The following is a 23,715-nucleotide window of genomic DNA, read 5'->3' on the forward strand; positions in this document are numbered from 1 at the left end:
CGCGCCATGACACCGACGACACCTTTGCAAGATCTGCCGCTCGCGATCAGCCCTATGGACGCGGCGGCCGAACCTCCTGCATCCGCATCCGCATCCGCATCCGCATCCGCATCCGCATCCGCATCCGCATCCGCTGCCGATACGGGCGCGTCCTCCGGCCTGCGCTACGCGCTGGTGGAAATCGCCGCCCGGCTCGGCGCCGCGACGATGCTGAGCCTGTTCGCCTACGCCGCGATCACGCAATGGCGCGCGGCGCCGTCGCGGATCACGTTGCTGTTGCTGGTGGTGGCCGCGTGCGTGACGGTCGGTTTGTCGCTGTTCTCGCGTGTGCCAATGAAGCGCGACTGGCGGCCGTTCGCGTTCATCTGTTCGATGGGCGGCACGTATTATTTTCTGGCCGTGCGCCTCGCCCCCGGCGCGCAACTCGTGCCGGAGACGGGCGGCGCGGCGTTGCAACTGCTGGGGATTTTCTGGCAATTATTCGCGAAGGCATCGCTGCGGCGCTCGTTCGGCATTTTGCCCGCCAACCGTGGCGTCGTATCCCGCGGCGCATATCGCCTCGTGCGTCATCCGATGTATCTCGGCTACTTTGTCACCGACGTCGGCTTTCTGCTGGTGAACTTCGGCCTGCAAAACCTGCTGGTGTACGGCTGCCAGTTTGCCTTGCAGGTGGGGCGGATCGTGCGGGAAGAGCAGCTTCTGTCGGCGGACGAAGGTTATCGCACGTACAAAGGCCGGGTGCGCTATCGGGTGATTCCGGGCGTGTTCTAGGCAAGGCTCGCACGGTGCACCGCTTTGCCGCCCGGCAGGCAGACGATCAGCGTAGCCACGACGAGCACGCGCGGAAAGGCCGGCCCCCACTGCACACCCTGTCCATCCCTATCGGCCGATTTCCAGATCGTCGAATTTTTTCGCGCGATAGATCAGTACGGAGGCCACCCAGCTCAGCACAAAAATGCCGATGATCAGATAACCGAGCATGCCGAAGTGACCGTTCAGCGCGCCGACCGCATCCCACACCGGCCCTTGCAAATTCAGTTTGTCGGAAATCAGGCCCAGCGCTTCGATACTGCCGATCACAATGGCCACGATCACCGACACCAGTGTGATCGTCATGTTGTAGTAGATCTTGCGGATCGGCTTCAGATAAGCCCAGCCGTAGGCAGCGAGCATCAGGTGCCCGTCCAGCGTGTCGATCAGCGACATGCCGGCGCTGAACAGCACCGGGAAGACCATGATCGCCCAGGGCGACAGTCCCTGAGACGCCTGGGCGGCGGCGATGCCGAGCAGGGCGATTTCGGTGGCAGTGTCGAAGCCGAGGCCAAACAGAAAACCGAGCGGGTACATATGCCAGCTGCGCGTGAGCATGCGGAACAGCGGCTTGAACAGGCGGGAGAAAAAGCCGCGGTTGGCCAGCAGCAGATCGAAATCGTCGTCGACATAGCGGCCGCCATTTTTCACATTGCGCCAGGCCTGATAGATCGAGTTCAGGATGACCAGATTCATCAGGGCAATCGCAAACAGGAACAGCGCGGAGACGAGTGTCCCGATCACACCGCCAATTTCCTTGTAGTGGTTAAAGCGCCCCTGCATGACGGACGTGGCCGCTGCGACCGCGAGCGAGGCCAGCACCACCACGGTCGAATGGCCGAGCGAAAAGAAGAAGCCGACGGTCACCGGGCGCTTGTTCTCCTGCATCAGCTTGCGCGTGACGTTGTCGATGGCGGCGATGTGGTCCGCGTCGACGGCATGGCGCAAGCCGAAACCATACGCCAGCAGCGCGGTGCCCAATAGAAGGGGATGGTGGCGAAACGCCGCGAGTGCCCAGGCCCACGCGAGCACGTTGGTGGCGATCAGCACGCCGTAGATGCCGAAAAGCCGGCTCCGAACGCCAGTGTTCGAATCACTGAAAATCTGTTTCAGCTGCGAAATCATCAACTGTTCCTTGGGATACCGCGTCCCGAACGAGATTGAACGATGGCGAAGCGAGGTCTGACTCCCAGCTTGGATTCAACAGGGCTTACATGCTGGATACAGTGGCGCGACCGCGCCGGATTCTCACCGGCTTCCCGCTTCGCCAGGTGGGACGATGCCTGCAAAGCTTATACACGCGCCCAGACGGGTTGTCGATGCAATCGAAATTCTTCTGAATAGACAGCATCGGCAGCTCGTCAAGGCGCTATCCGGTATGTTACTGGCTCATCGTACTCGCACTTTTCACGGGAATGAAGCGCACAGCAAGGCGGCGGGTAGAAGTTCGCGTGATGTCTTCAAGAGGTGCTCCTTGATTTTGACAGCGGGAATGAAGCCTTAAGCAGGTTGCCGCGCGACGCGGCCAAAAATCGTGCGGTCGGCGAGCCACACCGCGAGCAGCGTGGCGCCCATCAACGGGAAGACGATGCCGAGCAGAACGAGGCCGGTTTTCCAGCCACGCATTGGCGGCGCAGCGCGCTCGCGCGAGGGTGCGCCGAGCGAGCGCTGCGGCCGCCGCTTCCACCACATCACACAGCCGGTTACGGCCATGCCCGCTAGTCCAAGTGAAATCGCGGCGCAGAGAATCTGATTGGCGACGCCGAAATAGCGGCCCATATGCAGCGACGTGCCGTACGACACGGCCTTCGACACCGCACCGTAGTGGCCGTAACGGATGTCTTTCAGCACCGCGCCGCTGTATTGGTCGATGTACAGCGTGCGCTCGTCTTTCGGGTCGGCGGGAAAGTACGAGACGGTGTAGACGCCCGTAGCGGAGGTGGGCAGCACGATGTCGTAACCGCCCGGGACACCGAGCGATGCGACGAGAGCAACGATGCGTCCAAGCGGCAGCGCCTGCGCTGCGTGTGCATCGGCGGATTGCGGTACTGGAGTGTTGCCGACGGCCCATGGCGTAAGTGGCAAGGGCAGGTCGTCCATCACCATGCCCGGCATCGCGGAGCGCAACGGCAGGCCACCCCACGATCCCGGCGGTGCGCCGAGATTGGCCGCGCTCGCGAGTGCCTTGAACTGCTTACCCCATGAGCCTGTCCACGGCAGACCGCTCAGCACGAATGCCAGCGTGCCGAGCGCGAGCCAGATGCCCATCACGGTGTGAAGGTTTTTCCAAAGCGCGCGCCCTCGCAGCGAGAAGCGCGGCAGCAACGCCGCGCGTGCAGTGGTTTTTTCGCGCGGCCACCAGAGCGCGACACCGGTGCCGATCATCACCAGCGTCCAGCACGCGGCCAGCTCCATCAGCAACTCGCCTGGTTTGCCGAGCAGCAGCTTGCGGTGAAGCATGCGGCCCACCTGCATGAAGCGGCGCTCGACGCTGAGCGTGCCCAATACTTCGCCGTTGTATGGGTTCAGATAGACGCTCTGCTTTTCGCCGTTGGCGAGACGAAAGATGAACTCGGTGCTGCGCTCCGGTGCATTCGCGATGGGAGCCGTCACCGCGCGCGCATCGGCCGGCATCGCCGCGCGCGCTTTGGCAAGCAACGCATCTTCAGTCAGCCTGGGCGTGGCTTGCGGTGCGACGATCAGGTGGTGCGGGTAAAGCAGCGGCTCGATTTGCGGCTGGAAGCAATACAGCGTGCCGGTGATTGCGAGCACCACCAGAAACGGCATCACAAAGAGGCCCGCGTAAAAGTGCCAGCGCCACAGCGTCCGGTAGCCGGCGCTCGTGGCGCTCGTTGCGGAGGTCGTGCGTTGAGCGGTGGTGGTGGACATTCAATCCTCCTGAAGCAAATAGTGGGTCGATCGGTTTGCACAGCGATGCACGCGCTGGTTTGCATCGCGCGAACGCATCGAGCGCATCGAGCGCATCGAGTAGCGGACAAGCACGACACGAGCACAAGCCGTGCATGCCAATCGCGTGTTCACATGCGCAGCTTCGCTTCGACGTAAAACGTACGGCCCGGATACGGGTGATAGACGAAATAGCGCGCGTCGAACAGGTTGTCGACGCCAATGCCGACTTCACTCACTTTGGTAGGCTTGAACGTGAACTTCGCGTCCGCCACCGTGTACGAACTGGTGCCGCCGAATACATCGGGATTCGTGTCGGTATTGGTGAGCGTGTTGTATTCGCGGCCGGAGTAGCGCGCGGCGAGCGTAAGCGCTGCGCGTTCGTCGATGTGATACGTCGCGGCGAGATTGGCGCGCCACAGCGGAATCCGATAGAAGTACTTGCCGACGGTCGTCGGGTTCTGCGCGTTCGCGATGATCTTCGACTGCGTGTACGCCACACTCGCCAACAGATCGAGCCCGCGTACGAACACATCCTGTCCCGAGTAGCTCGTTTCGACGCCACGCGAGCGCACCTTGCCGATGTTCTGGAAGTTCGTCACGTTCGGAATCACGGTGGTATCGGTCTGACTGAAGATCGTGTTCTTCACGTCGTCCTGAAACAGCGAGAAGCGGAATATGCCATTCCAGTGCGCCCATTCGGCGGTCAGCTCTTTCGAGAGATCGTCTTCGGGCTTCAGGTTCGGATTATTGTTGATGATCGACGAGCCGTTGATTTGCCCCTGGAACATCTCGCCCACAGTCGGAAACCGATAGGCGCGGCCGACGGAAGCGCGCAAGCTCAGATCGTCGGTGACATCGAACGACAACGCGGCTTTCGGCGAGAAGCGATGCTGGTTCGCGTCGCTGTACGGAATGGCTTTGCCGGGGAGCGACTGCGAACCGCCGTAGGCTTGCCAGTCTTCGTACCGCACACCGTAGACCAATTTCCAGCGTGGCAGAAAGTGCCATGCATCCTGCGCGTACAGCGCCTGAGTCTGCGTCTTGCCGGCGAACGCATTGGCAAACGACGCGGCCGCGCCGTCACGCCAGTTCAGCGTGTTGTAACTCTCGTTGGCGAGGAAGTAGTTGTCGTAGTGATAGCCGAAGCTCAGCGCGTGGTTTGTCAACCCCGCTTGCGGCGTGACGGGTGTGTAAGTGGTGCGCAGATCGAGCGTTTTCCAGCCGGTGCCGTCGCCGAAGATCACCGTGCCGGGGCCGTTGCCCGGCGCACCGGAACTGGCAGTACGCGCCACGCTATTGCCGATGTCGTAGTACGAAGCAATCGCTTCGCCGTTCCAGCCGGTGGCGTTGCGAGTCTTCAGCGTGAGCCCGTATAGCCAGTTCTCACTATGCCCGAGACTCGGGGCGAGGGTGGCCGCCGGAATCGTGTATTCATAGCCGCCGATCGCAACCTTGCCGCTGTATACGGGGTTGCCGTTCGCGTCGCGCAGGAAGCTCGAGGTCTCGCTGTTATAGGTCTGGTGCCAGTAGCCGAGCGTGAAGGCGCCCTGCAATGTCGGCGTGAAGTCGTACTGCATCTTCAGCTTGAACTGGTCTTGCACCGTGTGTTCGATCCCTTCGCCGTTCACGCCGAGCACCGCGGTCGGCGTATTGGTCTGGTTGTTGTAGAAGTACGCGCCGGTCACGGGCGTGTCGCCGGCCTTCGCGGGTGTGCTGGACTTGGCGAGCGTGGCGAATTGCAGCGGCTGGCTCGTGTTCTCCAGATGATTCACGCCCAGCAAATACGAGAACTTCCCGATCTGGTTGCCGATCGACGCACTCGCCTCGCTGCCATTGAAATTCTGATTCACGCCGAACAGGCTGAAATGCTGGGTGAAGGCTTTGACGTCCGCGTCGGCTTCGAACTGCTTCGGCATGCGGGTGCTGATGAGCACCGTAGCGCCCAGCGAATTGCCCGGATAGAGCGCGGAAAATGGCCCGTAGATCACGTCGGCCTGCTGGATCTCGTCGGGAAACACCATCGACCAGCGTGGCGGAAACGAATAGCTGTTGCCGAGCAGATTGCTGAGCAGAAGGCCGTCCGCATAGACGAGACCGCGCGCGCTCTGCGTGTTGCTGGTGCCGCGTACGGCGATGATCGAATTCAGATCGCCGATAAAGCGCTTGCGCACGGCGAGGTTCGGCATGGTCTTCAACACGTCTTCCGTATTGACGACGTTCCAGTTGTCGAACTGTTCGCGAGTCACGGTCTCGACCGAGGCCGGCAGGTTAGGGTCGACGGCGCGCGGGGTCGCGACGGCGTTCGCGGTGACGCTGACGGCAGGCAGCGTGGCGTCGGCGGGTGCGCTCTCCGCGTGAGCCGGAGAGGCGATCAATGCCGGTACGAACGCCGGAACTAACGCTGGAAAACATGCCGGAAAATACGACAGCGGCCGCCGGCCGGATGGAATGCGCCGGGCGCCGCGGCGGGCGCAAAACGGCAGCCTTCGCAGAGCGAAGTTGAACATGAACGTTTCCTTGATGCATTGAACAGGCGATCGCGCGCCCCCTCAGCGGGTGCGGCAAGATGCGCGATCAGGAACAACAGCGTTCAGGAAACGGCAGGCGGGTCTCTTGGGCGCCCGGACGGGAACGCACCGAGCGGCGTGAAGCGGGTGGAGAGTGCAGGCGGCGCGGTGCCGGCAAGGGCGAGCGCGGCCGGCGGCTCGACTGCCGCGACGCTCGGTAGGGCGAGGTGATGTTGGAGCAGATGGCAGTAGCCGCATGCGCCGAAGGCGTCGTCGTGGCTGAGGTGGACCGGCGCCGGGCTGGCCTGCGTGGACTGGCTCGCGAGACTCTGGCTGCCCGGCTGCAGCGCCGAACAGAGTGCGGCGAAGGGCTCGTGCGCGCGGTTCGATACCAGCATCTGACTCGCGACCGGCGCGAACACGACGAGCCACATGGCGATCAGGCCAAGCCATGCGGTCATGCGGTTGCGCGAGCGTGGAGTCATGAGGGTGAACATAAGGACGCGGGCGATTCTAGCATTGCCGCGCGTTCTTTTCTTGCTGCTCAAACCGCTCGGGCGGCTGTCGGCTGTCGGTGGCGACGGCGCTCACTACGCCTGCGTCACCTGTATCTGGTACAGGCCCCACGGCGACAACACGAAGCGGTCTTTTAGCGGTTTGCCCGCGAGTTCGGGGATGTGGTCGGGGTCGTAGACCGCCCATAGCGGCCCCAATCCGCCGAGGGGGAGCGGCTTGCCGTCCATATGCGTCGCCACGATCATGCGGTAGTCGTGCACTTTGTCGAGCGTCGTCATCACGGCATAGCCGTCGACCGCGCGCATGACGATTTGAGTGCTTCCCGCGGCCGGTGCGCCGACGTGGTCGAGCACATCGCCGAGCAAGGGGCCGCTCAGGGTGTGCGGCCGGGCATCGTATTCGATGGTGGGCTTGATCGTCACCACCGGCATGCTTGCGATGAACGGAAGATCGACCCCATACGCCTGCGAAAACTTTACCTGATGCTTTGCCAGCAATGGGTCGAACGCCGGGTCGAGGGCGCCGCGATTGCTGCGCTTGATCGCACCCGCGATGGTCAGGATAACGGGGGACGCCGCGCAAGCGGCATTGCCGGCACGCTTGCTGGCGAACGCAGGCACTGCGGTGGCGCCCAACGCGGCCGTGCTGGCTAGAAATTGACGCTTATCCATTTGCGGTTGCTCCCGGATTCGTAAGACGGGCGGACGTGGGTGATGAATTCTTCGCGCCCCCATTCTTGCAGAAAACCGCCGGGCCAGTGCTGCGCCGACACCTGCCGATAAATATATTAGATGCCGTTGCACGCTCCTTTAGGGGCTTCCAGACCGCGCAGCTTCATTGCGCATCGCTGCCATGCGTCGGTCGGCGTCCTTCTGGTTATTCGAAAACTCATTCGCGCTGTAATAAATATTTCGCAATTCCCGTGTAAGGGTGGTCGAGCTGAGTTCCGCCTGTAAATAGAATATTCAAATATAAACAAGCCAAATGAAATCAAAGTGAACTGATTTCGTTAATTAAGTAAACAGTGCAAACACGGTAGGTTGGCCGGATCGACTCACGGCCATGCCAGACGGGTGTCTGCGCGGGCGGAGACGGTGTTGTGGGTTGGCGATGTGTGGCGTTTTGAGGCGAAAATATTCAATAGACGAAAGCACTTTCAACAGACAAAACGGCTGCCACAATAAAACGCATTCGGCATATTGCATTTGAAAATTGAGCAGTTATGATGGCGTCTCCGTAAGGTGATTTCTCGCATGATTGCTTTACGGAGGCGGCAGAAATATTTGCCGGGCATTCATGTTGGAGGGGGTAATTAATACTTTTCGCGCAGATAGATTAAATCGAGGAGACGATATGCTGAGTCCCCATGAATTCGCTACCCTAATGCTCATCAAGAACGCGCCGGATCAGATTGAACTGGGCCGCGCCGAGCTTGACGCCCTGTTCGAGCGCCAACTCATATCACTGGAAAACCTTGCGTCGGGACGCTCACGTCCACGGATCACAAGCGACGGCGATTCCATTCTCAAGGCAATTGCCCGGATGCGCTAGGCATCTGCGACATCCGTTTCGATTTATTCACCACCGCGATCCGCCGCAACACACCCGTCCGATTGGGGCTTCGCGCGCCGGACCGTATTTTGAGGAATTCAACCATGACTCTATTGAGTCCCGATCAGGTTGCTGGCGCAAAGACCAACGTCGACGCGTTCTTCGGGTTGGCTGGAAAGATATTTGAAGGCGTCGAAAAACTGGCCGCTCTGAACCTGCAGGTCATCAGGGCCGCGTTGGCCGAGGCGCAGGAGAACATGGCGAAGGTGTCCGGCACGACGGAGCCGCCGCAATGGTTCACGCTGCAAGCAGGTTTCACCGGACCTTTCGCGGAAAAATCGCTGTCCTACGGCCGGCAAGTGTTCGATATTGCATCGACCACCCAGGCTGAGATCGCGCAACTCGCACAGACGCAGTACGAGCGGTATAGCAATCGCGTGCAGGCACTCGTCGATGAAGCGGCGAAGAGCAGCCCCGCGGGTTCCGAAGCAGCGATCGCTGCGTGGAAATCCACGATTGCCGCCACCACGACCCTGTATGAAACGCTGCAGAAAACGGGGCAACAGGCCGTGCAGGCGGTCGAGAGTAATTTTGAAGCAGTCACAGCCACAGCATCAAAGGCCTTGCGAAGCAACGCCGAGCAAGCTCCCGTAGCCGGGGGCGCGAAGCGATAGAGCCGACGCGGGCAGCGATGCCCGTGGTGAGGTTCATGCACCATAGGTAGGATTCCTCATGTGGAAGGATTCGAGTTTCAAATTGGTGGACTGAACATAGTGTTGCTCCAGATGAGCATGGCGACGACTTTTTAGGAGGACGATTCGATGGCAAAGCAGATCGCGGTGGTGACGGGTGGAATGGGCGGACTTGGCGAAGCGATCAGCATCAAGCTGCATGACGCCGGGTATGCGGTCGTGGTCACCTGCTCGCCGGGCAACACCGGTGCGAACGAGTGGCTCGCCCGAATGGAAGCGCAGGGACGGCAATTCCTTGCCTACACGGTCGACGTCGCCGACTACGACTCGTGTGAAAAATGCATGGCGCAAATCAGAACTGAGGTCGGAGCGGTCGACATTCTGATCAACAACGCCGGCATCACGCGGGACGCCAGCTTCAAGAAGCTCGACAAGATCAATTGGGACGCGGTAATCCGCGCCAACCTCGATTCGGTGTTCAACATGACAAAGCCGGTGTGCGACAGCATGGTCGAGCGTGGCTGGGGTCGCATCATCAACGTCTCGTCGATCATCGGCTCCAAGGGCGGCTTCGGCCAGACCAACTATGCGGCGGCGAAGGCCGGCATGCATGGCTTCACGAAATCGCTGGCGCTCGAGGTGGCGAAGAAAGGCGTCACCGTCAACACGATCTCGCCGGGTTATATCGCAACGAAGATGGTGATGGCGGTGCCTGAGGACATCCGCGAGACGAAGATCATTCCGCAGATTCCGGTCGGCCGGCTCGGAGAGCCCGACGAAGTCGCCGCACTCGTGCTGTACCTGTGCTCGCGAGAAGCGGGTTTCGTGACTGGAGCCAACATTGCAATCAACGGGGGGCAGCACCTGCAGTGAAGCCGATGGTTCTGCAATGGAGGTTGCAATGAGTGAATCAGTGGGAATCGTTATGGGTTGGTTCGTGCTGGCGATGGCACCCGTGTTCGTCGCCGCTCATTATTATCTGGAGCAGATGCGTCGAAAGCGGCTTAGGCAGCTGGATCACCGTCACTACTGGCCGCACTGGCGCAACGCCCGGCATGGCGATGCGCCAGGCGAGTCCACGCACGCAAAGACTATTTAGCAGCGGTACTGATCGTGCGAGTCACGACGACAACCGACAGCCGGATCGCGTCGGTCAACGCACGCGCGGCAGGTGAGGGTGTGCCGGCTGCTCGCATGGTCAGTCTTATGTCGCGCCGGGTGTTGTGCAACTGCAGGGACTTGTCGTTCAACGCGGGTGTCTCACAGCGGCATGTCAGTTTTATCGAAAGCGGCCGCTGCGTGCCTATCCGGATGTGCAAGCTGACTCGAAGTCTTCTCAGTGCACCTTCCCGGACCCATCAGAACCGGTGCCGCAAGCCAATACTCACGATCGCCTGCGACTGTGTGTCCGACGAGTGGCTGTTGCCCTTGTCGCTGACTGACGCGGTGGCCGCGACCGGATTGCCGAGCGCATCCAGCGTGACGCCGGACGCGTGCTGATAGCCACCTATCAGATAGACCGTGGAGCGCTTCGAGACGTTGTACTGCGCGCCGAGCGTCACGTTGTGATATTGCGCGCGCTCATCCACACCCTCCACTTCGCCGCCACGTGTGTAGCTATAGCCCGCGAACAATTGCACGGACGGCCGGATCGTCCACTGGCCGAACACGCCCGCGATGTTGAACGTCGCATGTCCGTTGAACAACGAATCGGCGCCCGAGCGATATTGCACGTTGCTGTAGTTCACCCCGACGATAGCCGGACCGAAATCATACGTCGCGCCTGTGGCGATGATCTGCTGCGATTGCGCGCTCGCGTAGCCCTCATTGATCGACGAATTGAACAGGCCATCGTCCGTGCCGTTCCATTTGCCGTATGTCGAGTCCTTCGTGCCGCTCTTGCTGTTGTCTGAACGCTCGTAGCCGACGCCCACATGCAGCGGCCCGTTGCCGTACGCCGCGCCCACACTCCACGTGTTCTGCTGCTTCAGGCTGCCCGGTTGACCACCGAAGCCATACAGCGCGCCGAACGTAAAGCCCGAGTAGTTCGCGCTCGTGTACTTGACCGAGTTGTTGACCCGCGCGGTCTGATCGAGATCGTCGATATCGCCCGGATGCGCACCGTAGCCGCCGACCACGGCGACCGGCGCAACCGGCGAGACGAAGTCGTTCAGCGAGGTGTACTGGCGGCCAAGCGTGACCGTGCCGTATTGCTGGCTGCCGATGCCGACGAACGCCTGACGGCCAAACAGCCCGCCGTTCTGGCCGGTCTTGCCGTTCGTGATGTCGAAACCGTCTTCAAGCAGGAACATCGCATTCCAGCCGCCGCCGAGGTCTTCCTGGCCCTTGATGCCAAAGCGGCTGCCGGAGAGGTTGCCGCTCGTCAACGCGACGTTCGAGTGTCCTGTGTAAGCGCCCGTGGTGCCGGTGCGCTCGTTGCTGCGATACGTGATACCCGCATCGACGATGCCGTACAGTACGACGGAACTCTGCGCGGACGCGATGCCGGCGAAAGACAACAGCAGGGGTGCAGCAATCAATTGCTTTTTCATCGTAGTTATAGCTTGGTTGAATCGTCTATCTCAGGTCGCCTGAATGGCGATCTCTCTTTGTTCCGCGTGCACGCAGTCCACTCTTGAACAACGGAGCAGACCGCGTGAAGCGGGGGAAGCGGCGTGCGCGATCCTTGCCACGCGCTCTGATTGCGGACGCGTTGCAAGGTGTTCTTTATCGCGAGATGGGAGCGCGCCATGGCGCCCACGGGCAGTCGTCGGATCGCGGCGCCATGGTAAATGGAACCGGTTCCGAAGTGTTTCTACTTTTTTACAAAAAGCCGTTTCATGAAGTGACGAAGTCTCGTTTTGCAAGAAATATCGCTTTTAAATCATAGGTATTTTTTAGGCGATGTGGCCCTCGGCGGGGTTGACGCCACGCAGATGAAACTGACGCGAAAAAGCGACGTTTCGGGATGCGCCCTCGAAGGGATGCCTTTCCGGCGACAGGCCCGGCGCCGCTCGCCGATACGCGGGGGCTTTTCCGAACGGTGCTTTTGCGGATCACCCAAGGCACGTCACAATCGAGGTATTCACCGTCAGGCGACACCATGGAAAACCTCCTCAAGCGACTCGACCTCACCTCATTGCGCCTGTTCGTCGCCGTCTGCCAGGAGCAGAACATTGCGCGCGCCGCCGAGCGCGAGTTCATCGCGTCTTCCGCCGTGAGCCGGCGCATTGCGGAGATCGAGGCGCTGATCGGCTTGCCGGTGATTCAGCGCCAGTCGCGCGGCATTACGGTGACGCCGGTCGGCGAGACCGTGCTGCGCCATGCGCTGGCGATCATCGGCAACATCGAGCAGATGAGCGCCGAGTTGTCGCGCTTTTCGTCGGGGGCGAAGGGGCGGGTGCGGGTGGTCGCGAATCTTTCGTCGATCGTGCAGTTTTTGCCCGAAGACATGGCGGCATTCGGGCGCGTGTTCCCGGAGGTGTCGATCGAACTCGAAGAGGAGAACAGCGCGGAGGTGCTGCGTATCGTCGACGAACACGGCGCGGACTTCGGCATCTGCAATCCGGTGGCGGGCAGTGAAGCCTTCGAGCAGGCGCCGTATCGGGAAGACCGCCTGGCGGTGCTGGTGCCGGGCGGCCATCGTCTGGCTTCCGCTTCACGCGTGGTCTTCGACGAGTTGCTCGGCGATAGCTTCGTCGGCCTGCGCAGCGAGAGCGCGCTGACGAAGCTGCTTGCGCAGCAGGCGGCCGGTGCGGGACGGCAGCTCGACGTCAAGATCCGCGTCAGCAGCCTCGATGCGCTGTGCCGGATGGTCCACGCTGGTCTGGGCATCGCGATCGTGCCCGAACAGGTGGGGCTGCTCTACGTGAATGCACTCGACGTGCGGTTACTGTCCTTGAGCGACGCCTGGGCGGTGCGGCATCTCATCATGATCTTCAAGTCGCGCGATCAGTTAAGCGCCAGCGCGGCGGCGCTGGTGGGGTTCCTCGGCAGCAAGCCCTAGCGCGCGGGTCGCCTCGCATCGTTCTCCAAACAAGACGTCTGCGTTGCTGGACCGGCACTTCGGCATCGCCGGCGCGAGCCGTATAGTGAGCGCAAGGAGAGTGCATATGAGCGATACGATTCGTCTGGACGGCCGCGTGCTGTACCTGTCCCAGGACCCCGCGGTGATCGAGGCACAACTCGCCGGTGAAAATTTCACGCGCGCCACGGCAGGCCCGCTGCGCGATGACGTCTCCACCGACGAAATCACGCCGGTCACCGTCATGCTTACCTATGACGAACGCCTCGGCCAGTATCCGTACGTCGGTTTCAAGGCGGGCGAGCGTCTGCCGATCGGCCGCAATGCGGTCAAGGACGGCGGCTTCCAGGTGGCGGTGGCGGGCAAGCGCTACGGCAAGGGTTCGTCGCGCGAATCGAGTCCGTTGGCGGAGTTGTCGGCGGGCATCCGCCTGATCGTTGCCGAGAGTTTCGAGCGGATCTATCAGCAGAATTGCGACAACATCGGCATTCTCACGACCACCGATTTCTCCGTGCTCGATCGTTTGATTGCGGGAGAGGCGGTGCCGATCGACGCGTTTCTCAAAGGCCGCGATGCGCTTACGCAGCAGATCATTCGCAGCGGCGGATTGCTCGCGTACAGCAAGTTCGCGGACTGGCCCGCGCCGCGTGTGCGGGAGATGGCTAACGCCGCGAATGCGGTAACCGCTGCAAGCGTCGCCGAGCCGAAGACGCTGGTCGAGAAGATCATCGAACGCCATCTTCATCCGGGCATTGACAGCGCGCGGCGCGGCGAAGGCGTCTTCATCGCCGCCGACTGGCGCTTTAGCCACGATTACTTCACCGGCATGTGCGCGCATCTGATGCATCGCGCGTTCGGCAAGCCCGCGCCGCTGCACGCGCCGGATCACATCATCGCGTTCCAGGATCACCTGGTGCTCGCTTCGCAAAGTATTCCGCACGTCCGCGACGGATTGCTGCCGGGCGTTGCCAATCTGATGGAAGGGCACATGTCGTTCTCGCGCGACTATCCGGTGCGCTCGCATGGCGCGCTCGACAACGCGCCGGGTTCCGAAGGCATCTGTCATGCGCTGATGGCCGAGCAGTACGCGTTGCCGGGGCAGGTTGCGTGCGGCACCGATTCGCACACGCCGCATTCCGGCGCGCTTGGCTGCCTCGCATTCGGTGCGGGCGCAACGGAAATCGCCAATAGCTGGGTGACGGGCTACGTGCGCTGCAAAGTGCCAGAAACGTTGCGCATTGAAATCGACGGCGCGTTGCGCGATGGCGTCACCGCGAAGGACGTCGTGCTGCATCTGTTGCAGATGGACGCGATCCGCTCGGGTGGCGCAATCGGCCTCGTGTTCGAATACGGCGGCGCGGCAGTGCGCGCGATGTCGATCGACGAACGCGCCACGCTGACCAATATGGTCGCCGAGCTGGGCGGCTTCACGGGCATCGTGGCACCGGACGAACGCACGGTGGCGTTTCTGAAGGAGCGGCGCGGCGTCGATTTCGCCCTTGAAGACTGGATGAAAAGCGATTCCGGCGCCACGTATCGCGACACGATTCGCATCAATGCGAGCGCCATCGAACCGATGCTCGCGCGGCCGGGCGATCCGGGCAACGGCGTGCCGGCACCGCAACTGGAGCAGGACGTCGCGATCGATATTGCGTATGGCGGCTCATGTACGGCGGGTAAGCGCGAAGACTTCGACTTCTATCACGAGGTATTGCGCTGGGGTGTGGAGCAGGGCATGCGTGTGCCCGAGGGCACGCGTCTCTTCCTGCAATTCGGCACGATGGCGGTGCGCTCGTATTGCGAGGAGCAAGGCTATTTACCGGTCTTCGAGCGCGCGGGTGTGACGCTCGTGATGCCCGGTTGCGGTTCGTGTGCGAATTGCGGACCGGGCCAATCGGCCAATGCGAACGAGGTGACGATCAGCGCGATCAACCGTAATTTCCCCGGCCGTTCAGGCCCGGGCAAGGTGTGGCTCGCGAGTCCGTACACCGTTGCGGCGAGCGCGCTGGCCGGGAAAATCACCACCTTCGAACAATTGAAGCGCGCCCGCGGCTAGAATGCTGGCCGGACCTTGCGGCCCGGCATCTCAGTGCGCGTGACGCGCGAAAGTACCCAAGGCTGGCGCAAGACCGGCACCGGCGAGCATCATCGTGCATCGCCCGTATGACCCGCATCACCAGGAGACAAACCCTATGGCATCCCCCGACCACGCCGGGTCCGTCGCGCGCAATGCCGGCGGCGCGGCGTCTTCCGCAACAGCTGCGGCGTCCCCGGCGTCCGTTCTGCTCGACGCCGGCAGCATCTCCGCGCGCCTCGACCGGCTGCCCGCCACGCGTTCCATCTGGAAGCTCGTGGTGCTGCTGAGCCTCGGCTTCTTCTTCGAACTGTACGACCTGCTGTACTCGGGCTACGTCGCGCCCGGCCTCGTCAAAAGCGGCCTGCTGACCGCGACGACGCACGGCCTGTTCGGCTCGACCGGCGTCGCGAGTTTCATCGCCGCGCTGTTCAGCGGGCTGTTCATCGGCACGATCGCGTGCGGCTTTCTGGCGGATCGCTTCGGACGCCGTGCCGTGTTCACGTATTCGCTGCTGTGGTACACGGCGGCCAACGTCGTGATGGCGTTTCAGGAAACGGCGACGGGATTGAACTTCTGGCGCTTCGTGGCGGGGATCGGCATCGGCGTCGAGCTCGTGACGATCGGCACGTATATCTCGGAGCTGGTGCCCAAGCAGATTCGCGGCCGCGCTTTCGCGTGCGAGCAGGCTGTCGGTTTTACGGCGGTGCCGGTGGTCGCGTTTCTGTCCTATCTGCTGGTGCCGCGCACGCTGTTCGGACTCGACGGCTGGCGCTGGGTGGTGCTGATCGGCGCGCACGGTGCGCTGTTCGTGTGGTGGATCCGGCGCGCGTTGCCGGAAAGCCCGCGTTGGCTCGCGCAACAAGGGCGTCTCGCCGAAGCCGAGCGCGTGATGAATGAACTCGAGGCGAAAGTGCGCAGCGAATACGGCCGTGAACTGCCGCCGCCCGCACCGCCCGTGCCGGTTGCGCCGCGCGGCCGCTTCCGCGATATGTGGGTGCCGCCGTACCGCCGCCGCACGCTGATGATGACGATCTTCAATATCTTCCAGACAGTCGGCTTCTACGGCTTCGCGAACTGGGTGCCGACGCTGCTGATCAAGCAGGGCATAACGATCACCACGAGCCTGATGTACTCGAGCGTCATTGCGCTGGCCGCGCCAATCGGTCCGGTGATCGGCCTCTTTATCGGCGACCGCTTCGAGCGCAAGACGGTGATCGTGGCGATGGCGGCCGTGAATATCGTGTGCGGTCTGTGGTTTAGCCAGGCGTCCGGCGCGGTGTTGCTGGTGAGCCTCGGCGTGTGTCTGACGCTCGCGGGCAATATCATTTCGTACAGCTACCATGCGTATCAAACCGAGCTTTTTCCGACCAGCATCCGTGCACGCGCGGTGGGCTTTGTCTACTCGTGGAGCCGTTTTTCGGCGATTTTCACAGCGTTTCTGATTGCGGCGGTGCTGAAGCACTTCGGCACGACCGGCGTGTTCGTGTTTATCGCCGGTGCGATGCTGGTCGTCATGCTGGCGATCGGTCTGATGGGACCGCGGACGAAGGGCATTGAACTGGAGAAAATCTCTCAGTAGCCCACGGACTCTGAGTGGTGCCGAAAGCTGTCGACCCCGTGCGGCCCGCAAAGAAGCTAGTCAGAGCGCGCGTTTTGAAGAGCCCGGGCTATCTCTGCCACGAGCTGATGCTGTTGATACGGTTTGCGCAGCCTTGGGATGTCCAGGCTCGCCCCCTGTGGCAGATCGGCGTAGCCTGTGGCGAGGAGAATCGGAAGGTTCGGTCGCAACTCGCGTGCAGCGATGGCCAACTGCACTCCGGTCATCTTTGGCATCGAGTAGTCGGTAATGAGGAGATCCACCTTCTGCCCGTTCTTCAGTACTTCGAGTGCCTTTGCGCCGGAGTCCGCTTCAATGACCTCGTGCCCCATGTCCTCAAGCAGGTACGCCGTGCTTGTGGCAATCAAGGCGTCGTCATCGACGACGAGGATGGTGGCATGTATGGAATCGATAGGATTGCCTTGAGGCTTAGGTTCTGTCAGCCGTGGCGCAATCGGCTCCTGTGAAGTAACCGGCAGCCATAACGATGCCCGGGTGCCACGCCCCAATTCACTTTCGAGCCGTAGCGAGCCGTTCAATTGCAGCGCCAGTCCGTGAATCATCGACAGGCCCAGTCCGGTGCCCTTGCCGAGTTCCTTGGTCGTAAAGAAAGGCTCCGTCGCCTTGGCGAGCGTTGCGGCGTCCATGCCTTTTCCCGTGTCGCTAACGGTAAGGCACAGATAGTCACCGGCTGTAAGTTCATCTCGCCCCGGCGAATTAGCCACGTCAACGCTAATTGATAATGTCCCCCCGTCCGGCATCGCGTCGCGGGCGTTGACGACAAGATTGAGCAACGCGAGCTCGATCTGGTTTGCGTCCACCAAGGTAAGCGGCAACGTATCGGGTAGGTCGAGCTTGAGTTCTATCTGCGACCCGATCGACCGTTCCAGCAAGTCAGTTATCCCGCGAATCAGGTGGGAGAGATGCGTCGGTTCAATCTTGAGGTCCTGTTGCCTTGCGAAAGCCAGAAGACGTTGCGTCAGGGCGGCACCCCGTTGCGCTCCCTTAAGGGCGCCGTCGATCAAACGCCCCGTCTTCGGATCGTCCGGAATCTGCTTGCGCAACAGTTCAAGATTGCCCATCACCGCCATCAGCAGGTTGTTGAAGTCGTGGGCCACACCTCCGGTTATCTGGCCAATCATTTCCATCTTTTGACCCTGGCGCAGAAGTTCTTCTGTGCGCTCGCGTTGCCGGATCTCATCCAGGACAACCTGATGGGCACGTTCGAGTTCCGCGGTCCGCTCGGCAACTTTCGTTTCAAGCGTCTCATTGACACGGCGCAGGCTGTCTTCGGTGGTTTTGCGCGCGGTGACATCGGATGCCACGCCGACAAGCCGCATACCATTCCGTGATCCGTCGCGTACCAGGCGGGCGCGAAGTTCAGCCCAATGCAGGGTTGCATCGGGCCAGACGGTGCGGCATTCAATCGTGAAATCGCAGGCTGTTGCGTAGCTCTCGTTCACGGCGTTCCGCATCCGGTCACGATCGTCGGGATGGACGCTCGCGATGAGTTGCCCATATGAGAAATCCGCGTTCGGCACACGTCCGAAGACTGCCTTGCAGGTGGCCGACGTGATGAGGCCGGAGGTCGACAGATCCAGCTCCCAGGAACCCAGTTGGCCAGCCGTGAGCGCGGTGTGCAGGCGCGCCTCGCCCTCATGCAACTCTTCAATGCGGGAGCGGGCCTCGAACTGTCGAAACCGGCCGCGCAATGCGGTGCCTACCACGCTGATAAATGTCGTCGGGTGAAACGGACGCTCGAGAAAGGTCACGTTCCCGAGCATCGTCGATAGCTCGGCGAGTTGCCCATCTCCATCCGGCGTGCCTCGATGCTGGGTCAGCACGATAAACGGGAAGTCTGACCATGCGGGTTGCGCCGCTACCCAGGCCGCTAGCGCACGGAGGTCACCACCGCGGAGCGCTTCTTCGGTGACGACCGCGCAACTGATCTCGTCGCTCAGCATGGCAGAGAAACGCACGAGGTCCGGGCACACAATCGCTTCCGCTCTCGCTTCGCGCAGAAGGGCAAGCGCCACGGAGGCGTCCCGCCCTGCCGGCGTGAACACTAATACCGGGCAGAGGGTGCGGTCAGTGGGGTTCATTGCCGGCCGCACCCGGGGTCAGCAGCGGTCCGGTAGTGCCGACAAAAGTCGGCACGCCGCGCAGCACCCCCTGAAAATCGTCCAGAGGTGCGCCAAGGATCAGGCCGCTCTGGCCGATGCGAAACTCCCGGATGGATTCTTCGTGGTGACCGGTGCGTTTCTTGATGATGGAGACCGCGCGCCGCACCCGGCCCAAGGCCTCGAAATAACGCAGCAGGATGACTGTATCCGCGAGATAAGTCACATCCACCGGCGCCTTCATATCGCCGACCAGGCCGTGCTGCGCCACGGTCAGAAAAGTGGTCGCGCCTTGCCTGTTCAGATATTGGAGCAACTCATGAATATGCAGCACCAGCGCGTTTTCCTGGGGCATCGCAGCCTGGTAGCCGTTCAGGCTGTCGATGGCCACGGTCTTTGCCTGCGCATGGTCGACGCGCTCGCGTACGCGATGAGCGAACTCGCCAGGAGACAGTTCCGCGGCATCGACCTGCTCGATAAGCAGGTTGCCCGCGTCGCGCATGGCTTCCAGATCAAAACCCATTGCGAGGGTTCGGTCAAACAGCAGTCCGAGTTCCTCGTCAAAGACGAATAGCGCCGCTTTCTCGCCTCGTGCGATCGCTGCGGCAATAAACTGGAGCACGAAGGTGCTCTTGCCTGTACCAGCTGGACCAAGAACCAGCGTGCTGGACCCTTGCTCCACACCACCGCCAAGGAGCGCGTCCAGTTCGGCGACGCCGCTGGCTATCTGCCGGCGCTCGAACTTCGTCCGATGTTCTGACGCGACGAGGCGCGGGAACACTGAAATGCCGCCCTTCTTGATCGAGAAGTCGTGATATCCGCCACGAATCGCGTGGCCGCGGTACTTCGCGACTCTGAGCCTGCGCCGCTCGGCCCCATAGTCGGGCGCAAGCTCCTCAAGCTTGATGACACCGTGGGCGACGCTATGAACGGTTTTGTCCGCAGCGTCCGAGGTCAGATCATCCAGCAACAGGACTGTCGCACCATGGCGCGAAAAGTAATGCTTGAACGCGAGAACCTGGCGGCGATATCGCAAAGAGCTTTGAGCGAGCAGACGTATTTCCGACAAACTGTCGAGGACTACGCGCTTTGGCTTCACCCGTTCGAAAGCGCCCAGAATCAGCCTGGTGGTCTCACCGAGTTCGAGGTCTGAGGAATACAACAGGCTTTGCTGCTGGTCGGCGTCAAGCAGGCTTTCCGGCGGCACGACCTCGAACACCTCGATTTTGTCGTTCAGACGCCAGCCGTGAGAAGCCGCACCGCTGCGCAACTCCTGTTCTGTTTCGGACAAGGTGATGTAAAGACCTTGCTCGCCGGTCTCCGCGCCCGCCAGCAGGAAACGCAGAGCGATAGTGGTTTTCCCGGTCCCAGGTTCGCCTTCGAGAAGGAAAAGATTTCCTTGAGTCAGGCCGCCGCTCAGAACGTCGTCCAATCCCGGCACGCCGGTTGGGGCCATGGGTCTCGTACCTGTGATGCCTGTCTCAGCGTCCATTGAGCGCTCCCAGTTCCTTCATGATTTTGTGGGGAAGAGTGCGTCTTGGGATTCGGAGCAGAGCGTCCGCCAGTGAAACGCGAGCTCGCTGGAGGTCGTACTCGCACTGAATACGCAGCCAGAAGATAGGGGGTAACCCGGCGAGCACCCCAAGGCGCGTGGCCATCTCCGGGGTGATCGCAGTGCTGCCGTCGAGGATCCGATGCAACGTTTGGCGCGAAATTCCGAGATCGCGAGCGGCCTGGCTCACCGAAAGCGTCAAGCCAGGTAAAACATGGTCGCGCAGGAAGGTGCCCGGGTGGGGTGTTTCGACGAGTCTTGAAGACCCTTTAGCGGCCGCCGCTTTCATATCGCGCTGTCAACTCCCGTATGACACTCGGTCCAGAGTATCACAGGATGTTCTGCCGTAAGCGCGCGCTATTTATGCGTCACGGTTCCTCATGAGACTACGGCCTCGTGTCGACGGACATTTCGCCCTGCCTATGCCAGAGCTTCTGCTCTGAGAGCGGGGCGCCCACGTATCGGTGTGACGCGATCCTCTGATTGCGTCGCTGTCCGGTTTGACCCACGGTCGCAAACGATCCTGCCTACGCAAGCGGTGCCCCGGCCCAGACTCCCGAAGCAGACTACACTTCCGTTAACAAGGCCAAAGCGGCCTGCAGGCCACGGTGACCGGAGGAGACAGCATGGACCTGTTCATGTCGATGGAGGCGTTCGTACGAGCCGCGGAAGCGCAGAGCTTCGCCGGCGCCGCGCGCCAGCTGGGTGTCGCCAAATCGGTGGTGACCTCGCGCGTCAAGCAGCTCGAAGACCATTTCGGCGTGCCGCTGTTTCATCGTTCGACGCGGGCAGTGCGCCTGTCGGAGCTCGGCGAGACGTACTACCGCGAATGCGCCGAACTGGTCAACAAGGTCCACGATCTGTCCGGACGCTCGCGCGGCGATCCGCAAGCGCTCGCCGGCACGCTCAATATTCACGTTCTGCCGGGTTTCGCGCTTGGCCATTTTTCGCAAACGCTGATCGAATTCCGCGCCGCTTACCCACGCGTCGAGTTCGTCGTGACCGTCAACGACCGGGTGATCGATCCGGTGCAGGAAGGCTTCGACCTGGCCTTGCAGATCTATCCGCCGGCGTCGAATCTGCTGGTGGAGCGGCGTCTGTTTCCCGTGCGTGGCGTGCTGTGCGCCGCACCCGGTTATCTGAAGGAAGAGCCGGTGATCGAGACGCCGCTCGACCTGCTGCGGCACGATTTCGCCCGTTACTCGTACTATCCTTGGGGCGACAAGTGGCCGCTGATGCGCGGCAGCGAGTGCTTCGAAATCGCACTGAATCCCGTGCTCAAAACCAATAGCGTGCACCTGCTGCTCGAGTTCGCGCGGGCCGGTGCGGGCGTCGTCTATCTGCCGACCATGGTCGCCGCGGCCGATCTGCTCGAGCGGCGCCTTGAACGGGTGCTGCCGGAGTACGCGGCGCCGCCGCTGTGGCTGTCGGCGGTCTATCCCGCCTCACACCGCTCGACCACCAAGGTCAAGGCTTTCGTCGACTTCCTGCGCACCCGCTATCTGCGCGAACCGCAGTGGGACAGGGCGCTCGGCATCACGCCGCCGGACGACGAGACCAAAAGCGTCGGCGAGGAGCTGGCCGAGGACTGAGAACCCCCCGCAGGGCTCTCGGGGTTCGCCACCAGGTAGTTTCCCTGGCGCGATTTTGAAGCACCCAGGGTTCGCGTTTCCCGACCCTCAGAACATTGCTGTTGCGCCTGCCGCAACTTAATCTTCGATCCAGGCAACGCATTCGTGGATTCGTAGATTAACTGGAGGCAGACATGCAACAGACCTGGTTCGGCAGCCTGGACAATTTCCGCAAAGGCTCCATCGAAATCATCAAGGGCAAACCGGAGCATTACGCGATGTCGAACGTGTTCGACGTAGCGAGCCGTGCAGCGCCCTACGAGAAAATCGTCGTCGGCAAGAATCTCAAGTACGTGATCGAGACACTGCGCGCGGAAGGCTCATCGCCGTGGTTCGCTGCGTCGCACGATGAATTCGCGGTCGTGCTCGACGGCGAGATCGATATCTATTTCATCAAACCGTCGGACGGACCGCTGGTCGACGCGCAGACCGAAGGCAGCGTGCGGCTCGACGGCCAGCCGTCGGGCCAGTCGATGGGTTTTGTGCGGCTGCGCCGCGGCCATCAGGCGCTGCTGCCCGCGGGCGCCGCATATCGCTTCGAAGCGAAGACGAAGGGCGTGCTGCTGGTGCAGACGATCCTCGGACGTTATTCGGTCGAGAAGTGGGCCGACATCTGCATCCACTGATTCCCTCTACACGATCGATCTTCTCCTGGAGCCCATCATGGACAAAAGCACCCTGCAAAACGTCACCGCGAGCGAGGCCGACGCGGTGTCCGGTTATCGCACGTTCCGCCTCGGTGATTTCGAATTCAGCCGCGATGCTTATTTCGCTACCGTCAAATGGCCGGCCAAAGGCGAGACCCGCTCGCACCAGATGCATGCCGACGACTTCCTGCGCGCGATGATGCGCGACGTGGCCTGGGGCTTCTTCTACGGCTGGGTCAATTTCGACGAAGTGATCGGCACGCGCAATCACTACGGCAAGGTCGACATGTACGCCGGTGCGTACAACGCGAGCTTCAAGGAAGCGGGTATCGATCACGCGCAGCAGTTCGATACGCCGCTCATCATGGCGACCTTCAAGGCCATTCTGAGGGACTGGGTCAACGAAGGCTTCGACCCGTTCGCCGCACCCGAAGAAACCGGCTCCGCGTTCGGCACGAAACATGGCGACAACATCGCCGCGATCGAGCGCACGCGGATCGCCACCAAGCGTATGCCGGGTCTCGAAGGCGATTCGCCGTTGCGCGACGACTTGCCGGTCAACCGCCAGTTTGCGGACGTCGGCCAGGACGAACCGGAGATTCACGCGGAGCCCGGCTTTGAAGGCGCACTGCATGCGTTCAGTCTCTTCAAGTACCTGTCGCGCTCGGACGTGACGTGGAATCCGTCGGTTACGTCGGTCTGCCAGCAGAGCCTGTTCTGCCCGACCACCGAGGAATTCGTGCTGCCGGTGTTTCATGGCAACGACCGTGTGGAGTGGTTCTTGCAACTGTCCGACCAGATCATCTGGGACGTCGCCGACAAGGACAGCGGCGAGCCGCGCGCACGCATCACGATGAACGCGGGCGATATCGCCGCCATGCCGGCTGACATCCGCCACAAGGGCTATTCGCAGAAGCGCTCGATGCTGCTGGTGTGGGAGAACGCCACGCCCGATCTGCCGAAGCGCTACGAAAGCGGCGAACTGCCGCCGTATCCGATCCAGATGTAACGCCCCGGCATTCCCTCCGATCGTCGATCGAACGGCGCCAGACCGCTGGCGCCGCGGGGAATGTCACGCCCC

General features: G+C 61.7%; 21 protein-coding genes, 2 pseudogenes and 1 riboswitch. Of the genes and pseudogenes, 13 read left to right on the plus strand and 10 right to left on the minus strand.

From position 1 onward, the window contains the following. Positions 1 to 54: 54 nt before the first annotated feature. A complete protein-coding gene (locus P3T22_RS07115; protein ID WP_429324697.1) occupies positions 55 to 771 on the plus strand; it encodes a methyltransferase family protein in 717 nt (238 codons plus the stop codon). Positions 772 to 879: 108 nt separating this feature from the next. Here the strand turns inward: P3T22_RS07115 and P3T22_RS07120 are convergent, their stop codons facing one another. From P3T22_RS07120 to P3T22_RS07140, 5 genes are all read right to left on the minus strand, one after another. Continuing rightward, the gene (locus P3T22_RS07120) at positions 880 to 1,935 is read right to left on the minus strand and encodes a HoxN/HupN/NixA family nickel/cobalt transporter (RefSeq protein ID WP_429324611.1); all 1,056 of its coding nucleotides are present in this window, start codon (positions 1,933 to 1,935) and stop codon (positions 880 to 882) included. Continuing rightward, a riboswitch (adenosylcobalamin (AdoCbl) riboswitch) is annotated at positions 1,936 to 2,096 on the minus strand. 214 nt (positions 2,097 to 2,310) lie between these two features. Continuing rightward, complete coding sequence (locus tag P3T22_RS07125) at positions 2,311 to 3,699, minus strand: PepSY-associated TM helix domain-containing protein (protein ID WP_429324612.1); 1,389 nt, start codon at positions 3,697 to 3,699, stop codon at positions 2,311 to 2,313. A gap of 149 nt (positions 3,700 to 3,848) precedes the next feature. After that, positions 3,849 to 6,227 (minus strand): TonB-dependent receptor, encoded by a 2,379-nt coding sequence (locus P3T22_RS07130; protein ID WP_429324613.1) that lies wholly within the window; start codon positions 6,225 to 6,227, stop codon positions 3,849 to 3,851. An 83-nt stretch (positions 6,228 to 6,310) separates the two neighbouring features. Next, positions 6,311 to 6,712 (minus strand): DUF2946 domain-containing protein, encoded by a 402-nt coding sequence (locus tag P3T22_RS07135; protein WP_063500817.1) that lies wholly within the window; start codon positions 6,710 to 6,712, stop codon positions 6,311 to 6,313. Between the two features lie 105 nt (positions 6,713 to 6,817). Next, on the minus strand, positions 6,818 to 7,414 hold the full coding sequence (locus tag P3T22_RS07140) for a hypothetical protein (RefSeq protein WP_063499785.1): 597 nt from the start codon (positions 7,412 to 7,414) through the stop codon (positions 6,818 to 6,820). 682 nt (positions 7,415 to 8,096) lie between these two features. On the opposite strand from P3T22_RS07140, the gene P3T22_RS07145 reads away from it, so the two are divergent. The 4 genes from P3T22_RS07145 to P3T22_RS07160 all read left to right on the plus strand — a co-directional run bounded on the left by P3T22_RS07145 (position 8,097) and on the right by P3T22_RS07160 (position 10,085). Then, complete coding sequence (locus tag P3T22_RS07145; protein WP_063499784.1) at positions 8,097 to 8,294, plus strand: hypothetical protein; 198 nt, start codon at positions 8,097 to 8,099, stop codon at positions 8,292 to 8,294. 104 nt (positions 8,295 to 8,398) lie between these two features. Continuing rightward, the gene (phaP, locus tag P3T22_RS07150) at positions 8,399 to 8,968 is read left to right on the plus strand and encodes a TIGR01841 family phasin (RefSeq protein ID WP_429324614.1); all 570 of its coding nucleotides are present in this window, start codon (positions 8,399 to 8,401) and stop codon (positions 8,966 to 8,968) included. Positions 8,969 to 9,115: 147 nt separating this feature from the next. Beyond that, positions 9,116 to 9,859 (plus strand): acetoacetyl-CoA reductase, encoded by a 744-nt coding sequence (phbB, locus tag P3T22_RS07155; RefSeq protein WP_063499782.1) that lies wholly within the window; start codon positions 9,116 to 9,118, stop codon positions 9,857 to 9,859. Between the two features lie 28 nt (positions 9,860 to 9,887). Beyond that, on the plus strand, positions 9,888 to 10,085 hold the full coding sequence (locus P3T22_RS07160; RefSeq protein ID WP_063499781.1) for a hypothetical protein: 198 nt from the start codon (positions 9,888 to 9,890) through the stop codon (positions 10,083 to 10,085). Here P3T22_RS07160 and P3T22_RS07165 read toward each other — a convergent pair. After that, positions 10,078 to 10,215 (minus strand): annotated as a pseudogene (locus tag P3T22_RS07165) (LysR family transcriptional regulator); the annotation flags it as partial. The gene P3T22_RS07160 and the pseudogene P3T22_RS07165 overlap by 8 nt on opposite strands. A gap of 7 nt (positions 10,216 to 10,222) precedes the next feature. Between P3T22_RS07165 and P3T22_RS07170 the strand changes: the two are divergent. Next, positions 10,223 to 10,312 (plus strand): annotated as a pseudogene (locus P3T22_RS07170) (transcriptional regulator); the annotation flags it as partial. A gap of 32 nt (positions 10,313 to 10,344) precedes the next feature. Here P3T22_RS07170 and P3T22_RS07175 read toward each other — a convergent pair. Then, the gene (locus P3T22_RS07175; protein ID WP_429324615.1) at positions 10,345 to 11,538 is read right to left on the minus strand and encodes a porin; all 1,194 of its coding nucleotides are present in this window, start codon (positions 11,536 to 11,538) and stop codon (positions 10,345 to 10,347) included. Positions 11,539 to 11,621: 83 nt separating this feature from the next. Between P3T22_RS07175 and P3T22_RS07180 the strand changes: the two genes are divergently transcribed. The 4 genes from P3T22_RS07180 (at position 11,622) to P3T22_RS07195 (ending at position 16,666) form a co-directional block, all read left to right on the plus strand. After that, positions 11,622 to 11,876, plus strand: a complete 255-nt coding sequence (locus P3T22_RS07180; protein WP_429324616.1) for a hypothetical protein — start codon at positions 11,622 to 11,624, stop codon at positions 11,874 to 11,876. A 213-nt stretch (positions 11,877 to 12,089) separates the two neighbouring features. Beyond that, on the plus strand, positions 12,090 to 12,992 hold the full coding sequence (locus P3T22_RS07185) for a LysR family transcriptional regulator (RefSeq protein ID WP_429324617.1): 903 nt from the start codon (positions 12,090 to 12,092) through the stop codon (positions 12,990 to 12,992). A gap of 106 nt (positions 12,993 to 13,098) precedes the next feature. Further along, positions 13,099 to 15,066, plus strand: coding sequence for an aconitase family protein (locus P3T22_RS07190; RefSeq protein ID WP_429324618.1), 1,968 nt, complete (start codon positions 13,099 to 13,101; stop codon positions 15,064 to 15,066). A 136-nt stretch (positions 15,067 to 15,202) separates the two neighbouring features. Further along, positions 15,203 to 16,666 carry an MFS transporter gene (locus P3T22_RS07195; protein WP_429324619.1) on the plus strand — a complete coding sequence of 488 codons (1,464 nt, stop codon included), beginning with the start codon at positions 15,203 to 15,205 and terminating at the stop codon, positions 16,664 to 16,666. A gap of 56 nt (positions 16,667 to 16,722) precedes the next feature. Here the strand turns inward: P3T22_RS07195 and P3T22_RS07200 are convergent, their stop codons facing one another. From P3T22_RS07200 to P3T22_RS07210, 3 genes are read right to left on the minus strand one after another with little or no spacing between them, the layout of a single operon-like run. After that, complete coding sequence (locus tag P3T22_RS07200) at positions 16,723 to 18,786, minus strand: ATP-binding protein (protein ID WP_429324620.1); 2,064 nt, start codon at positions 18,784 to 18,786, stop codon at positions 16,723 to 16,725. After that, positions 18,773 to 20,260 carry an ATPase domain-containing protein gene (locus tag P3T22_RS07205; RefSeq protein ID WP_429324621.1) on the minus strand — a complete coding sequence of 496 codons (1,488 nt, stop codon included), beginning with the start codon at positions 20,258 to 20,260 and terminating at the stop codon, positions 18,773 to 18,775. Before P3T22_RS07205 ends, P3T22_RS07200 begins: the two co-directional genes overlap by 14 nt. 25 nt (positions 20,261 to 20,285) lie before the next feature. Continuing rightward, entirely contained in the window at positions 20,286 to 20,645 is a 360-nt protein-coding gene (locus tag P3T22_RS07210; RefSeq protein ID WP_063499547.1) for a HigA family addiction module antitoxin, read from the minus strand. Between the two features lie 337 nt (positions 20,646 to 20,982). Here P3T22_RS07210 and P3T22_RS07215 point away from each other — a divergent pair, with 337 nt between their 5' ends. The 3 genes from P3T22_RS07215 to P3T22_RS07225 all read left to right on the plus strand — a co-directional run bounded on the left by P3T22_RS07215 (position 20,983) and on the right by P3T22_RS07225 (position 23,643). After that, complete coding sequence (locus P3T22_RS07215; RefSeq protein ID WP_063499546.1) at positions 20,983 to 21,948, plus strand: LysR family transcriptional regulator; 966 nt, start codon at positions 20,983 to 20,985, stop codon at positions 21,946 to 21,948. A 173-nt stretch (positions 21,949 to 22,121) separates the two neighbouring features. Beyond that, complete coding sequence (locus tag P3T22_RS07220; RefSeq protein ID WP_429324622.1) at positions 22,122 to 22,613, plus strand: hydroxyquinol 1,2-dioxygenase; 492 nt, start codon at positions 22,122 to 22,124, stop codon at positions 22,611 to 22,613. A 37-nt stretch (positions 22,614 to 22,650) separates the two neighbouring features. Continuing rightward, the gene (locus P3T22_RS07225; RefSeq protein ID WP_429324623.1) at positions 22,651 to 23,643 is read left to right on the plus strand and encodes a hydroxyquinol 1,2-dioxygenase; all 993 of its coding nucleotides are present in this window, start codon (positions 22,651 to 22,653) and stop codon (positions 23,641 to 23,643) included. Positions 23,644 to 23,715 lie beyond the last annotated feature (72 nt).

The sequence above is a fragment of the Paraburkholderia sp. GAS348 genome, assembly GCF_050434205.1.
GTDB lineage: Bacteria > Pseudomonadota > Gammaproteobacteria > Burkholderiales > Burkholderiaceae > Paraburkholderia.